At 61.0% G+C, this 15,215-nt stretch carries 10 protein-coding genes; 9 read left to right on the forward strand and 1 reads right to left on the reverse strand.

Annotation, left to right across the window (positions count from 1 at the left end):
- Nucleotides 1-459: 459 nt before the first annotated feature.
- Nucleotides 460-1,836, reverse strand: coding sequence for an L-serine ammonia-lyase (locus LT42_RS18065; RefSeq protein ID WP_037015920.1), 1,377 nt, complete (start codon nt 1,834-1,836; stop codon nt 460-462).
- Nucleotides 1,837-2,310: 474 nt separating this feature from the next.
- On the opposite strand from LT42_RS18065, the gene LT42_RS18070 reads away from it, so the two are divergent.
- The 9 genes from LT42_RS18070 (at nt 2,311) to mdtD (ending at nt 15,209) form a co-directional block, all read left to right on the forward strand.
- The gene (locus LT42_RS18070) at nt 2,311-3,258 is read left to right on the forward strand and encodes a choline ABC transporter substrate-binding protein (RefSeq protein WP_037015922.1); all 948 of its coding nucleotides are present in this window, start codon (nt 2,311-2,313) and stop codon (nt 3,256-3,258) included.
- 65 nt (nt 3,259-3,323) lie between these two features.
- The gene (choW, locus tag LT42_RS18075) at nt 3,324-4,172 is read left to right on the forward strand and encodes a choline ABC transporter permease subunit (RefSeq protein WP_191943081.1); all 849 of its coding nucleotides are present in this window, start codon (nt 3,324-3,326) and stop codon (nt 4,170-4,172) included.
- The gene (choV, locus tag LT42_RS18080) at nt 4,169-5,350 is read left to right on the forward strand and encodes a choline ABC transporter ATP-binding protein (protein WP_037015927.1); all 1,182 of its coding nucleotides are present in this window, start codon (nt 4,169-4,171) and stop codon (nt 5,348-5,350) included. Before choW ends, choV begins: the two co-directional genes overlap by 4 nt.
- 394 nt (nt 5,351-5,744) lie before the next feature.
- Entirely contained in the window at nt 5,745-6,338 is a 594-nt protein-coding gene (gene betI, locus LT42_RS18085; protein ID WP_037015929.1) for a transcriptional regulator BetI, read from the forward strand.
- Between the two features lie 75 nt (nt 6,339-6,413).
- Nucleotides 6,414-7,886, forward strand: a complete 1,473-nt coding sequence (betB, locus tag LT42_RS18090) for a betaine-aldehyde dehydrogenase (protein WP_037015931.1) — start codon at nt 6,414-6,416, stop codon at nt 7,884-7,886.
- Between the two features lie 163 nt (nt 7,887-8,049).
- Nucleotides 8,050-9,753, forward strand: a complete 1,704-nt coding sequence (betA, locus tag LT42_RS18095) for a choline dehydrogenase (protein WP_037015933.1) — start codon at nt 8,050-8,052, stop codon at nt 9,751-9,753.
- 1,050 nt (nt 9,754-10,803) lie between these two features.
- Entirely contained in the window at nt 10,804-12,246 is a 1,443-nt protein-coding gene (locus LT42_RS18100) for a TldD/PmbA family protein (RefSeq protein WP_037015937.1), read from the forward strand.
- Nucleotides 12,246-13,571 carry a TldD/PmbA family protein gene (locus LT42_RS18105; RefSeq protein WP_037017513.1) on the forward strand — a complete coding sequence of 442 codons (1,326 nt, stop codon included), beginning with the start codon at nt 12,246-12,248 and terminating at the stop codon, nt 13,569-13,571. The genes LT42_RS18100 and LT42_RS18105 overlap by 1 nt, the downstream gene beginning before the upstream one ends.
- 195 nt (nt 13,572-13,766) lie before the next feature.
- The gene (gene mdtD / locus LT42_RS18110; RefSeq protein ID WP_052075326.1) at nt 13,767-15,209 is read left to right on the forward strand and encodes a multidrug transporter subunit MdtD; all 1,443 of its coding nucleotides are present in this window, start codon (nt 13,767-13,769) and stop codon (nt 15,207-15,209) included.
- Nucleotides 15,210-15,215: the final 6 nt, after the last annotated feature.

The raw sequence follows: 15,215 nt of genomic DNA on the forward strand, positions 1-15,215 counted from the left end.
TCTCATCTGTGGAGAGCTGGGTGAGTGCAACGCAAATGCCATGCCTAAAGCTGAATGCGCGTTCAACAACTCTTGATTGCGACGTCGCGAAGCGTCTATTCAGGAGCGACAGGACAATTCAATTCGCGACTTCAGGACCGCTGAGCCGCAGACGTGGCGGGCGGGATGGGCAATTGCGTAGCACTTGTGTGAACGATAGCGTGACCGAGCGGTCACGGAGTGTCACCCGATGCACGGGGTGCTGGAATCCAGTGAGTCAGCCATTGGCTCGGATGGGCTGGGACTCGCTATCGGGGCCGGCGCGCCAAAACGTAGCGGTAGCTTCTCGGCGTGGGCGAAAAGCGGGCAAGCGGCGCGGCCTGGGTTGCCTTGCCGGAGGCGCTGCAGGCAGCAGCAGATGGCTTCAGACAAAAGCCCTGTCACGAAGGACTCCGTGCGCGGGGCCCTGTGATCGGGCCGTCAGCACTCGACTGCGCTCACCGCCAGCCCGCCACGGGACGTCTCCTTGTACTTGTCGTGCATGTCCGCCCCGGTGTCGCGCATGGTGCGGATGACCCGGTCCAGCGAAATGAAGTGCTGACCGTCACCGCGCAACGCCATCTGCGCGGCATTGATGGCTTTGACGGCGGCAATCGCGTTGCGCTCGATGCACGGCACCTGAACCAGGCCACCGACCGGATCGCAAGTCAGGCCGAGGTTGTGCTCCAGACCAATCTCGGCGGCGTTGCACACTTGCTCCGGCGTCGCGCCCAGGATGTCTGCCAACCCCGCCGCCGCCATGGCACAGGCGGAACCGACCTCGCCCTGACAGCCCACCTCGGCGCCAGAGATCGACGCGTTCTTCTTGCACAGAATACCGATCGACGCGGCGCCCAGCAGGTAGTCCACCACGTTGGCTTCGCTGACCTCGTCGCTGAACTTGACGAAGTAGTGCAGCACCGCCGGAATGATCCCCGCCGCGCCATTGGTGGGCGCGGTGACCATGCGTCCTCCGGCGGCGTTTTCCTCGTTGACGGCCAATGCAAACAGGTTGACCCACTCCATCGCGCTCAAGGTCGAGCCAATGACGTTCGGCTTGTTCAGCTCTTGCAGGCTGCGATGCAGACGCGCCGCGCGACGACGCACGTTCAGGCCGCCTGGCAAAATACCTTCGTGCTTCAACCCCAGCTCCACGCAGGCCTGCATAGCCTTCCAGAGGCGCATGAGCCCGGCGCGAATCTCGTCTTCGCTGCGCCAGATCTTCTCGTTCTCCATCATCAACTGCGACACCCGCAAGCCATGCTTTTCGCAGAGCATCAGCAGTTCATCGGCGCTGGAGAAATCGTAAGGCAGAACAGTCTCGTCGCGGTCCAGCACGCCGCTGGCAGCCTGCGCTTCATCGACAACGAAGCCGCCGCCCACCGAGTAATACGTGTCGCGATGAAGCTCGCCCTGCTCATCGAAAGCAACCAGCGTCATGGCATTGGGGTGGAAGGGAAGGTTCTCATCGATGAGCAGCATGTCGCGCTGCCACAGAAACGGCACGGGGTGATCGCCATTGAGCTGCAGCGTCCCGGTTTCGCGCAGTTCAGCGATGCGCTGGCCGATCAGCCCTGGATCGATCGCATCAGGCCATTCGCCCATCAGACCCATGATGACCGCGCTGTCGCTGCCATGCCCAACCCCGGTCGCTGACAACGAGCCGTAAAGCTGCACTTCTATCCGCCCGACCCGCCCCAGTTGGTCACGTTCGCGCAGCCCTTGGGTAAACAGTGCAGCAGCGCGCATGGGGCCGACCGTGTGTGAGCTGGAGGGGCCGATACCGATCTTGAACAGGTCGAACACGCTGATAGCCATAACCGCAAACCTCCCGCAAACAGGGTTCCCGGCGCGCCGCGCGGCCGGCGATGAAGCTGCTACGCTCAAGCAGCATTCCATCGAGATGGCGGCATCATCAGCCTTTTGTTTTGCAGGGCGACGTCCCACACCGACTCACCCATGCCCACCAACGTCGTGTCTGCGAACGCCGACGTGCAAGCGTGTTCGCAGCCGATTCCGGCACTTTTTGCCGTATCGTCACTCTGCTTTTGTCGCGGGAATCATTCGGCGAGCAGAGGAAAAACCTGTAAGCGACGTCACTGATGCTGGATACGACTCCCTGTGTACTGGATACGACGCCCCCTGTAGGCGTTTGTTTTTCCCTGTTACATGATCGTTGTCGACTCAATCGCCAGACGCAGTGATGGAGCTGTTTTTCAACTTGACTCGCCGACACCAGAAAACGCATCAGCTGCGGTTGATGCCGAGAAAAAAACACCAAAGGAGTCCGACATGAAAAATTCACACAGGCTGTTGCTGGGCGTTGCGCTGAGTCTTCCGATCCTGGCCCAGGCCGCTGAGCCCGCCGCCTGCCAAATGGTCAATTTTTCCGATGTGGGCTGGACCGACATCACGGCGACCACCGCCGTCACCAGCGTCGTGTTGCAGTCGCTGGGCTACAAAACCAAAACCACCATGATTTCGGTGCCCGTGACCTACAAGTCGCTGGCCGATGGCAAAAACATGGACGTTTTCCTCGGCAACTGGATGCCGACCATGGAAAACGACATCAAGGCTTATCGCGAAGCCGGCACCGTCGAGACCGTGCGCGCCAACCTCGAAAACGCCAAATACACCCTCGCCGTTCCCCAGGCCCTGTACGACAAAGGCCTTCACGACTTCGCCGACATCGTCAAATTCAAGAAAGAACTCGACGGCAAAATCTACGGCATCGAACCGGGCAACGATGGCAACCGCCTGATCCAGAGCATGATCGACAAAAACGCCTTTGGCCTAAAAGACGCAGGCTTCAAAGTCGTGGAATCGAGCGAAGCGGGCATGTTGTCCCAGGTTGACCGGGCGTCCCGGCGCAATACCGACGTGGTGTTCCTGGGCTGGGAACCGCACCCCATGAACACCCGCTTCAAAATCAAGTACCTGACTGGCGGCGATGACTACTTCGGCCCCGACTTCGGCAAAGCCACTGTCTACACCAATGTGCGCAAGGGCTATACCACCGAGTGCGCCAACGTCGGCCAACTGCTGAAGAACCTGTCGTTCACCTTGCCGATGGAAAGCTCGCTGATGGGCAACATCCTCGACGACAAAATGAAGCCTGAAGTCGCCGCCAAGGCGTGGCTGAAAAAGAACCCTCAAGTACTCGATACATGGCTGGCAGGTGTCACCACCGTGGACGGCAAACCTGGCCTGGAAGCCGCAAAAGCCGAGCTGACGAAGTAACTCGACAGGCAGGCGGGTAACGCCCGCCTGTTGTCCTTTTTTCATCCCGCACGCGGACAACCACTATCATGCTGACTGATCATAAAATCCCCTTGGGCCAGTACATCGCCGGCTTTGTCGAATGGCTGACGCAGCACGGCGCCAGCACCTTCGACGCCATCGCTTCGTCACTGGAAACCATGATCCACGGGCTCACCGGCGGCCTGACCTGGTTCAACCCCTTCGTGCTGATCGGCCTGGTTGCCTTGCTTGCGCACTTCATTCAACGCAAGTGGGGCCTGACCGCATTTGTCGTGATTTCCTTTTTGCTCATACTCAATCTGGGCTACTGGCAAGAGACCATGGAGACCCTGGCGCAGGTTTTATTCGCCACGGCGGTCTGCGTGGTGATCGGCGTGCCGCTTGGCATCATTGCCGCGCACAAGCCGATGTTCTACACCTGCATGCGCCCCGTACTCGACCTGATGCAGACCGTTCCTACGTTCGTTTACCTGATCCCGACGCTCACCCTGTTCGGCCTCGGTGTGGTACCAGGCCTGATCTCGACAGTGGTGTTCGCGATTGCTGCACCCATACGCCTGACGTATCTGGGCATCTGCGACGTTCCCCAAGAACTTCTCGACGCCGGCAAGGCCTTCGGCTGTTCGCGCCGCCAGCTCTTGTCGCGCATCGAATTACCCCATGCCATGCCGAGCATCGCGGCCGGCATCACTCAGTGCATCATGCTGTCGCTGTCGATGGTGGTCATTGCCGCGCTGGTAGGCGCGGACGGCTTGGGCAAACCCGTGGTCAACGCACTGAACACCGCTGATATCGCACTGGGCTTCGAAGCGGGCCTGGCGATCGTATTACTGGCGATCATGCTCGACCGGATCTGCAAACAACCGGACGCTAAAGTGAGGGCTGACGCATGAGCATCATCAAATTCGATCAGGTTGACGTCGTCTTTTCCAAAGACCCGCGTGAGGCGCTCAAGCTGCTGGACCAAGGCCTCACGCGGCCAGAAATCCTCAAGAAAACCGGCCAGATCGTCGGCGTCGAAAAAGCCTCGCTGGAGATCAACAAAGGCGAAATCTGCGTGCTGATGGGCCTGTCGGGCTCGGGCAAATCGAGCCTGCTGCGTTGCATCAACGGGCTGAACACGGTCAGTCGTGGTTCGTTGTTCGTGGAGCACGAAGGCAAGCAGATCAACATTGCCGCCTGCACCCCTGCCGAGCTGAAGATGATGCGCACCAAACGCATCGCGATGGTGTTCCAGAAGTTTGCCCTGATGCCTTGGCTCACAGTGCGCGAGAACATCAGTTTTGGCCTGGAAATGCAGGGTCGGCCCGAGAAAGAGCGGCGTCAGCTGGTGGACGAGAAGCTTGAACTGGTGGGCTTGACGCAATGGCGCAACAAGAAGCCCGACGAGCTCTCGGGTGGCATGCAGCAGCGTGTGGGCCTGGCCCGCGCGCTGGCGATGGACGCCGACATTCTGCTGATGGATGAGCCTTTCTCCGCCCTCGATCCGCTGATCCGCCAAGGCCTGCAAGACGAGTTGCTGGCGCTGCAGAAGAAGCTCAACAAGACCATCGTGTTTGTGAGTCACGACCTGGACGAAGCGCTCAAGCTCGGCACCCGGATTGCGATCATGAAGGACGGCCGGATCATCCAGTACAGCGTACCGGAAGAGATTGTGTTGAACCCTGCCGATGAATACGTGCGCACGTTTGTTGCTCACACCAACCCGCTCAACGTGCTGTGCGGCCGCAGCCTAATGCGCCCGATCACCCAGTGCACGCGTATCAACGGCTCCCAAGTGTGTCTGGACCCAACCGACGATACCTGGATTGATCTGGCCGATGGCAACGCCATCACCGGCGCTCACCAGCATGGCGCGACCCTGGACCTGCAAAGTTGGGAGCCCGGGCAGTCGGTCGATACGCTGGGCCGCAGACCAACCGTGGTTCATTCCGACATCGGCATGCGCGACGCCCTGCAGATCCGCTATCACACCGGCAACAAGCTGGTACTGCAGGAGAACAACCAACTGGTCGGGATCCTCGGCGACAGCGAGCTGTACCACGCACTGCTGGGCAAGAATCACGGCTGAGGTGGCGCCTGCACAGCGGGTTCGCCAGCAAGCCGGCTCCTACAGATTCGTGGCGAATGCTCATCGCGCGAAGGCACAACCTACTGTAGGAGTGAGCTTGCTCGCGATGGCTCAGATTCGCGTCGATCAGAGATTGCCGGAACGGCAAAATCTGTAGGAGCGCGGTTGCCCGCGAAGGCGTCAGCAGGTTCAAAACAACGTTGCCTTACCCAATGCAATCGCGAGCAAGCTCACTCCCACAAGTAATCGCTTTGACACGTGATTAGGAGGCACTCCAGGTCGAATTTCGCACGCCCGTTCTTTTTTGTTGATTGAACGTTCAATTAAAAAGCTTTACAGTGGACGCCGTTTCCAGCCCTTCACACTTACCCGGCAAGTCCAGGAGGCTTCGCAAATGCCCAAGGTCGGTATGCAACCCATTCGGCGTCAACAGCTGATCCAGGCCACCCTTACGGCGGTCGATCAGGTCGGGATGGGCGATGCAAGCATTGCGCTGATCGCCAAACTGGCAGGAGTCTCCAACGGCATCATCAGTCACTATTTTCAGGACAAGAACGGCCTGATCGCAGCGACGATGCGCCACCTGATGAATGCGCTGATCGCCAGCGTTGCCGAACGGCGACGGGCGTTGAACGACGACAGTCCACGGGCTCACCTGAAAGTGATCATCGAAGGCAACTTCGATTCCAGTCAGGTCAATGGCCCGGCCATGAAAACCTGGCTCGCCTTCTGGGCAACCAGCATGCATTCGCCCTCGCTGCACAGGCTGCAGCGGATCAACGATCACCGCCTGTATTCCAACCTCTGCTGTCAGTTCCGCCGCGCACTCCCACTGGAGGACGCGCGCAGCGCCGCCAGAGGACTTGCGGCATTGATCGACGGCTTATGGCTGCGTGGCGCGCTCTCCGGGGACGCCTTCGATACCGAACAGGCGCAGCGGATCGCCTACGAATACATGGACCTGCAATTGGCAAAAGCGCCGAGCTGAAGCAGCCGGCACCACGATCCAGGCCGCGCACAGCGCACTTGATCGTTACCCATCACAGACTATCGCGAGGACTCTATGGCCCGTTTCGAATTGCAAAAACTATACATTGACGGCGGCTACGTCGACGCCAGCAGCAACGCGACCTTCGAAGCCATTAACCCGGCCAATGGCGAAGTCCTGGCCGAGGTTCAGCGCGCCACCCGGGAAGACGTTGAACGCGCTGTTGTCAGCGCCGAAAAGGGCCAGAAAATCTGGGCCGCCATGACCGCCATGGAGCGTTCCCGGATTCTGCGTCGCGCCGTCGACATCCTGCGCGAGCGCAACGATGAGCTGGCCGAACTGGAAACCCTGGACACCGGCAAAGCGCTCTCCGAAACCAAATACGTCGATATCGTCACGGGCGCCGACGTACTGGAGTACTACGCCGGTCTGGTGCCTGCCATCGAGGGCGAGCAGATTCCGCTGCGCGACACCTCCTTCGTCTACACCCGCCGCGAGCCTTTGGGCGTCACGGTCGGCATCGGCGCGTGGAATTACCCCATCCAGATCGCCCTGTGGAAGTCCGCCCCTGCGCTGGCAGCCGGTAACGCGATGATCTTCAAGCCAAGCGAAGTAACGTCGTTGACCACGCTCAAACTGGCCGAAATCTACACCGAAGCCGGTGTACCGGACGGCGTGTTCAACGTGCTGACCGGCGCAGGCAGCGAGGTTGGCAGCTGGCTGACCGAGCACCCGCGCATCGAGAAGATTTCCTTCACCGGTGGAGTAGCGACCGGCAAGAAAGTCATGGCCAGTGCGTCGAGTTCGTCGCTCAAGGAAGTGACCATGGAGCTGGGCGGCAAGTCGCCGCTGATCATCTTTGACGACGCCGACCTGGATCGCGCTGCCGACATCGCGATGATGGCCAACTTCTACAGTTCGGGTCAGGTCTGCACCAACGGCACTCGCGTGTTCGTGCCGAATGCGTTGAAGACTGCATTCGAGGCGAAAATCCTTGAACGCGTCAAACGCATCCGCGTCGGCAACCCGCAGGACGATGCCACCAACTTCGGTCCGCTGGTGAGCTTCGCGCACATGGAGAGCGTCCTTGGCTACATCAACAAGGGCAAGGAAGAAGGCGCACGCCTGCTGATCGGCGGTGACCGCCTGACCGAGGGCGAGCTGGCCAAAGGCGCTTTCGTTGCGCCGACGGTGTTCACCGATTGCACCGATGACATGACCATCGTCAAAGAAGAAATCTTCGGCCCGGTCATGAGCATTCTCGGCTACGACACCGAGGAAGAAGTGGTTCGCCGTGCCAACGACACCGAGATGGGCCTGGCCGCCGGCATCGTGACCAAAGACCTGAACCGCGCGCACCGAGTGATTCACCAGCTCGAAGCCGGTATCTGCTGGATCAACGCGTGGGGCGAATCCGACGCGAAAATGCCGGTGGGTGGCTACAAGCAGTCCGGCGTGGGCCGCGAAAACGGCATCAGCTCACTGGCTCAGTACACACGCATCAAGTCGGTTCAGGTCGAGCTGGGCGATTACGCGTCGGTGTTCTGATCCTGCGCTAGCCCTTGTAGGAGCGCGCTTGCCCGCGAACGCGTCAGGTCATTCCCCTTTGCAGGACCTGACGCATCGCGTTCGCCAGCAAGCCGGCTCCTACAGGCCGTGATCCATATACATCCGCTCCATATCTGACACATCCCAAAGAGGGAGCATTTCAATGTCCCAAGAATTCGACTACATCATCATCGGCGCCGGCTCGGCCGGTAACACCCTGGCAGCCCGCCTCACCGAAGACGCGGGCGTCACCGTCCTGCTGCTCGAAGCCGGCGGACCGGATTACCGCGCCGACTTCCGCACGCAAATGCCCGCCGCGCTTGCCTTCCCGCTGCAAGGTCGCCGCTACAACTGGGCATACGAAACCGAGCCGGAACCGCACATGAACAATCGCCGCATGGAGTGCGGTCGCGGCAAGGGCCTGGGTGGCTCGTCGCTGATCAACGGCATGTGCTACATCCGCGGCAACGCCATGGATTATGACGGCTGGGCTAAAAATCCAGGGCTGGAAGACTGGTCCTATCTCGACTGCCTGCCGTACTTCCGCAAGGCCGAAACCCGCGACATCGGCCCCAACGACTACCACGGTGCCGAAGGCCCGGTCAGCGTGACTACGCCGAAAGCAGGCAATAACCCGCTGTTCGCTGCAATGGTTGAAGCAGGTGTGCAAGCCGGTTATCCGCGCACTGACGACCTCAACGGTTATCAGCAGGAAGGTTTCGGCCCGATGGACCGCACCGTCACCCCGTTCGGCCGTCGTGCCAGCACGGCACGTGGCTACCTGGACGAAGCGAAGAAGCGCACCACCCTGACCATCGTCACCCATGCGCTGACCGACCGGATCCTGTTCGATAACAAGCGTGCTGTTGGCGTGGCCTACATGGTCGGCGACAGCGACACGCGCATCGAAGCCCGCGCTCGTAAGGAAGTCTTGCTGTGTGGTGGCGCAATCGCATCGCCGCAGATTCTGCAACGTTCCGGCGTCGGCCCTGCGCCGCTGCTGAAGAAGCTCGACATTCCGGTTGTGCATGATTTGCCCGGCGTGGGCGAAAACCTGCAGGACCACCTGGAAATGTATTTGCAGTACGCCTGCAAAGAGCCGGTATCGCTGTATCCGTCGTTGCTGTGGTGGAACCAGCCGGCCATCGGTGCAGAGTGGATGTTCCTCGGCAAAGGGATCGGCGCCAGCAACCAGTTCGAGGCGGGCGGCTTCATTCGTTCGCGCAAGGAATTCGAGTGGCCGAACATTCAGTATCACTTCCTGCCAGTGGCGATTAACTACAACGGCAGCAAGGGCGTTCAGGAACATGGCTTCCAGGCGCACGTGGGTTCCATGCGTTCGCCTAGCCGTGGTCGCGTGCAGCTGAAATCGAAGAACCCGCGCGAGTATCCGAGCATCCTCTTCAACTACATGGCGTCGGAGCAGGACTGGCAGGAGTTCCGCGATGGCATTCGCCTGACCCGCGAAATCATGCAGCAGCCTGCACTTGACCAATACCGCGGCCGCGAAATCAGCCCGGGCATCGATGTGCAGTCCGACGAGCAGTTGGACACGTTTATCCGTGAGCACGCCGAGACCGCCTATCACCCGTCCTGCTCCTGCAAAATGGGCACCGACGAGATGGCGGTAGTGGATGGCCAGGGCCGCGTCCATGGCATGGAAGGGCTGCGTGTGGTGGATGCGTCGATCATGCCGCTGATCACCACGGGCAACCTTAATGCGCCGACGATCATGATGGCTGAAAAGATCGCCGACAAAATCCGCGGCCGCAATCCGCTGCCCCGCAGCAACGCCGATTACTATGTAGCGGGCGATGCCCCGGTGCGCGGCAAGCCGATGCGTGAAGTGGGTCCGTTGGCGCAGTAACCCGCCTGGGTCTTCCAGGCCGGGCGTGGTAACCCGCGCAACTCATTTGTATTGCACGGCAGGCAGCGCAAAACTTGTAGGAGCGCGCTTGCCCGCGATTGCGGTGTGTCAGTCACCTGAAATGGCCCAGACAGATCGCGTTCGCGGGCAAGCGCGCTCCTACAATGCCGGCGGGACCAAGCCCTTGGGTACGGCCCCGATCGGCAGTGCCGCCCCTTGCGCATTCCCGGCTAAAGCCGGTCCCACAATCCGCGCGCGGTGTTTCAGTGGGACCGGCTTCAGCCGAGAAGAGGCCATTGGATACACCCTCGATTCTGCGGTGTGGCACCTGCCGCTTTCCCGGCTATAGCCGGTCCCACAATTCGCACGCGGTGTTTTAGTGGGACCGGCTTCAGCCGGGAAGAGGCCATTGGGTACACCCTCGATTCTGCGGTGTGGCGCCTTTGCGCATTCCCGGCTAAAGCCGGTCCCACAGTGCGGACGCGGTGTTTCCGTGGGACCGGCTTCAGCAGGGAAGAGGCCATTGGGTACACCCTCGATTCTGCGGTGTGGCACCTGCCGCTTTCCCGGCTAAAGCCGGTCCCACAATGATCGCGCGGTGTGTCAGTAGGACCGGCTTCAGCCGGGAAGAGGCCAGCGGGTACACCCTCGATTCTCCGGCGTGGCACCTAGCGCATTCCCGGCTAAAGCCGGTCCCACAATCCGCGCCCGGTGGTTCAGTGGGACCGGCTTCAGCCGAGAAGAGGCCATTGGATACACCCTCGATTCTGCGGTGTGGCACCTGCCGCTTTCCCGGCTATAGCCGGTCCCACAATCCGCGCGCGGTGGTTCAGTGGGACCGGCTTCAGCCGGGAAGAGGCCATTGGGTACACCCTCGATTCTGCGGTGTGGCACCTGCCGCTTTCCCGGCTATAGCCGATCCCACAATTCGCACGCGGTTTCACAATGGTTGCGCGGTTTGTCCGCGTTGCTCTTCCTCCCCCGCCGCAGCGGACATCCGCGCTATGATTCAGGCCATTGCCTGCCCGAGTCATCAAGGAGCCTTCCTGCATGTTCGACTTCTCCGCTCAGCTCAAGCAGCGGTTCTCTGCCCTGCAGAGCAGCGCACCGTTTTTCTCACTGCGTTACGTCAAACAAACCAGCCAGCATTTGTCGGTGCGCAAGAATGTCGCCGAACCGCCGCAACTGAGTATCGACGAAGGCGCGATGCTCACGGTGCGCATCAATGGCGTTGAAGCCTACGCGGCCACTAATGACATCTCCCAGCGCGGACTCCAGACGGCACTGGAACAGGCCGAGGTTCAGGCGCGACGCCTGGCCCCGCACTCGCTTCTGGACCTGAGCGAACAGGCCGTGGCCACCGCGCGCGCCGATTACCTCTCCCCTAACCTGCACACTGCCTTTCCGTCGCTCAGCGAATGCTACGCGTTGCTCAATGCCGAATCGGCTTCGGTGCCCAAGGACGAGCGGCTGGTGAACTGGCAGGTCGGGCTGGGGCTGGAAAACGTCGAGCAGATCTACCTCAACAATGCCGGCGCCGAAATTCGTCAGGCCCAGCGGTTTGTATTTCCCGGTCTGACCGTCACGGCCTATGACGGACAAGACAGCCAGACCCGCAGCCTGGGCCGCGAGAACTTCGGCCAGCAAGGCGGTGCGGAGGTGCTTGCTTCGTGCGGAATCATCGGCGCGGCCGTCAATGTCGCCGATCAGGCGCTGCAATTGGTCATGGCGCCCAACACACCCACTGGCGCGCGCGACCTGTTGCTGACGCCTGACCAGATGACCCTGCAGATCCACGAATCCATCGGTCATCCGCTGGAACTGGACCGCATTCTGGGTGATGAGCGCAATTACGCCGGCACCAGCTTCGTCAAGGCCAGCGATTTTGGCAGCCTGCAATACGGCTCAAGCCTGCTCAACGTGACCTTCGATCCCGATATCCCCGAGCAACTGGCGAGCTATGGCTACGACGACGATGGTACGCCCGCGAGCAAGCAGTTCCTGATCAAGGACGGCGTGCTGGTGAGGCCGCTCGGAGGTGCCCTGTCGCAGTACCGCAGCGGTATGGAAGGCGTCGCAAACAGCCGCGCATCCAGTTGGAACCGCGCGCCCATTGACCGCATGGCCAACCTCAACATCGAGCCGGGCGACAAGTCGATGGCGCAGCTCATCGGCGGTATCGAAAACGGCATCCTCATGAGCACCAACCGCTCATGGTCGATCGACGACGCGCGCAACAAATTTCAGTTCGGCTGCGAATGGGGGCAATTGATCGAGAACGGCGAGCTCAAGGGCGTGGTGAAAAACCCGAACTACCGGGCCATTTCCGCCCAGTTCTGGCGCAACCTCAGCGCGGTCGGGGATGCCAGTACCTTCAAAGTGCTGGGCACGCCCAACTGCGGCAAAGGCGAACCCAATCAAGTGATCCGCGTTGGGCATGCCTCGCCCGCTTGCGTGTTCTCAAGCGTTGACGTTTTCGGAGGTGACGCATGATGTCCCATCAGGCGCAATTCAAGGCACTGGCGGCGTGGCTGCAAGGTGCAGTCACGTCCGAAGAACGGTACACGCTCGGCTACGACGCTGAAGAATCGGACTTTATCCGCTTCAACCACGCCAAAGTGCGTCAGGCCGGCCACGTCCAGCAGGCCAGCGTGAACTTCAAGCTGATCGCTGAAGGACGCCATGCCAACCTGAACCTCACGCTGTCGGGCGATGCAGAGGTAGACCAGGAGCGACTTAGCGAAGCCCTGCTACAGCTGCGCGAGACGCTGACGTTACTGCCAGAAGATCCTTACTTACAGCTGAACGATGAGGCCTGGCAGAGCAGCAACGTGCAGGAAATGCCGCTGCCGGACAGCGCGCATGTGGTCCAGCAGATCGCTCAATTGGGCGAGGGGCTGGATCTGGTCGGCATCTACGCCGCCGGGCCTATCTATCGCGGCTTTGCCAGCTCCAGCGGCGCGCTGGGCTGGCATCAGGCCAACAGTTTCAACTTCGACTGGAGCCTGTTTCACGAGAACGGCCAAGCGGTCAAAGCCAACTATGCCGGACACACGTGGAGCGACGACGGCTTCGCACGGCGTTTTGCGCTGGCCCGTGAGCAACTGGCATTTCTGGGGCGGCCGGCGCATGTCCTTGCGCCCGGTCAGTACCGCGCGTATCTGGCGCCCGCTGCCCTGGAAGAAGTCATGGGCATGCTGTGCTGGGGTGGGTTCTCGGCGCAGTCGCTCGCCGACAAAACCAGCCCCCTTCAGCGGCTTTACGATGGACAGGCTTCGCTGAGCCCACTGATAAGCCTTAAGGAGCATGTCAGCGGCTCGTTGTCGCCCGCGTTTTCCGGCGAGGGTTATCCGCGCGTGGACCTGTCTCTGGTGGCCAACGGCGCTGCCCAGGATCGAATGATCAATTCACGCAGCGCCGCGGAATACGGCCTGGTGGCCAACGGCGCGGGCTGGGGGGAGTCACCGAGCGCGCTGAGCATGGACGGCGGCTCGCTTGAACTGGACAGCGTGTTGAAGGCGTTGGGCACAGGCCTGTACATCAGCAACCTGTGGTACCTGAATTTTTCAGACCGCACTGCCGGGCGCATTACCGGGATGACCCGCTTCGCCACGTTCTGGGTTGAAGACGGCAAAATCATTGCGCCGGTCAACACCATGCGCTTCGACGACAGCATTTTCAGCCTGCTGGGCACGGCGCTGGAGCAACTGACCTGCGAAAGGGAACTCCTGCTGTCCACAAGTACCTACAGTCAGCGCCAGACAGCCTCGTGCCTGCTGCCCGGCGCATTGCTGAGTGCGTTGACGCTGACCCTGTAACACAGACATCGATCCGTAGGAGCCGGCTTGCTGGCGAAAGCAGTCTGTCAGTCACCTCTGGGAGAATGACATGACGTGTTCGCCAGCAAGCCGGCTCCTACGGTCGGCCGCAGGGAGCGGCACCGGCGGACCAACAGGCAGCACGCGATAGCCACAACAGATCAAGCACCCGAACCATAAGGACCCTCGATTCACATGCCGACCTCAACACCGCAGCTGGACGCCCGCACCCTGCGCTGGATGCCATGGGTCATTGCCATCGCTTTTTTCATGCAAAGCCTCGACGGCACCATTCTCAACACTGCGCTGCCTTCCATGGCCGGCTCGCTGGCGGAAAATCCGTTGCGCATGCAATCCGTAATCATCGCTTACATGCTGACCATCGCCCTGCTGATTCCGGCATCAGGCTGGATTTCCGACCGTTTCGGGATCAAGCGCATCTTCTTCAGCGCCATCCTGCTGTTCAGCTTCGGCTCGTTGCTGTGCGCGGTGTCCAACTCCCTCGGCATGCTGGTCGGCGCTCGGGTGATTCAAGGCCTCGGCGGCGCATTGATGATGCCGGTCGGGCGGCTCATCGTGTTGCGCGCTTATCCCCGGACCGAGCTGGTGCGCACGCTCAGTTTCATCACCATGCCCGCGTTGCTGGGCCCGTTGATGGGTCCGACAGTGGGCGGCTGGCTGGTGGAGTACCTGAGCTGGCACTGGATCTTCCTGATCAACATTCCGGTGGGAATTCTCGGTTGCTTCGCCGTGCGCAAATTCATCCCTGATCTGCAGGGCGGCGGGCGTACGCGTTTTGATCTGGTGGGATTTGGCTTGTTCGGCGCGTCGATGGTGCTGATCACGATTGCAATGGAAGGCCTTGGCGAACTGAACCTGCCGCACTTGCGGGTGGTGATGCTGCTGTTCGGGGGTATGGCGTGTCTCGCCGCGTACTGGTTGCGCGCCAGTCACGTGGAAGCACCGCTGTTCTCGGCTCAATTGTTTAAAACCCGCAGTTTTGCGGTGGGAATCATGGGCAACCTGTTTGCCCGACTGGGCAGCGGCGCCCTGCCCTTTCTGCTGCCGCTGATGCTGCAAGTCGCGCTGGGTTACTCGCCTTCGCATGCGGGCATGAGCATGATTCCGCTGGCCCTCGCAGCGATGTTCGCCAAGCCGCTGGCAACCAAAGCCATCGAGCGACTGGGCTATCGCATCGTGTTGACCGGCAACACCTTGCTGCTGGGTATCTTGCTGGCAAGCATGGCGCTGGTGACTGCCGAAACGCCCTACTGGCTTCTGCTGATTCACCTGGCGTTTCTGGGCGGGGTCAACTCGCTGCAGTTCTCGGCGATGAACGCAGTGACGCTGATCGATCTCGACGATGCCAGTGCCGCCAGCGGCAACAGCCTGCTGTCGGTGGTCGCGCAGCTCTCCCTGAGTCTCGGCGTCGCCTGCGCGGCCGCCTTGCTGGGTGGATTCAGCGACGACGTGGCGACGGGCGAAGTCAGCGACGTCTTGGGCGCGTTCCAGCTGACCTTCCTGTGCGTCGGCGTGCTGGCCATGCTGGCGGCGTCGATTTTCTTGCAGCTGTCGCCACGAATGGCGCCCGAAGCGCCTGCGCGCAAGCCGCAACCGGAGCCTGAGATCGAGGCGTGATGCACT

The organism is Pseudomonas lutea, from assembly GCF_000759445.1.
In the GTDB taxonomy this organism is placed as follows: Bacteria; Pseudomonadota; Gammaproteobacteria; order Pseudomonadales; family Pseudomonadaceae; genus Aquipseudomonas; species Aquipseudomonas lutea.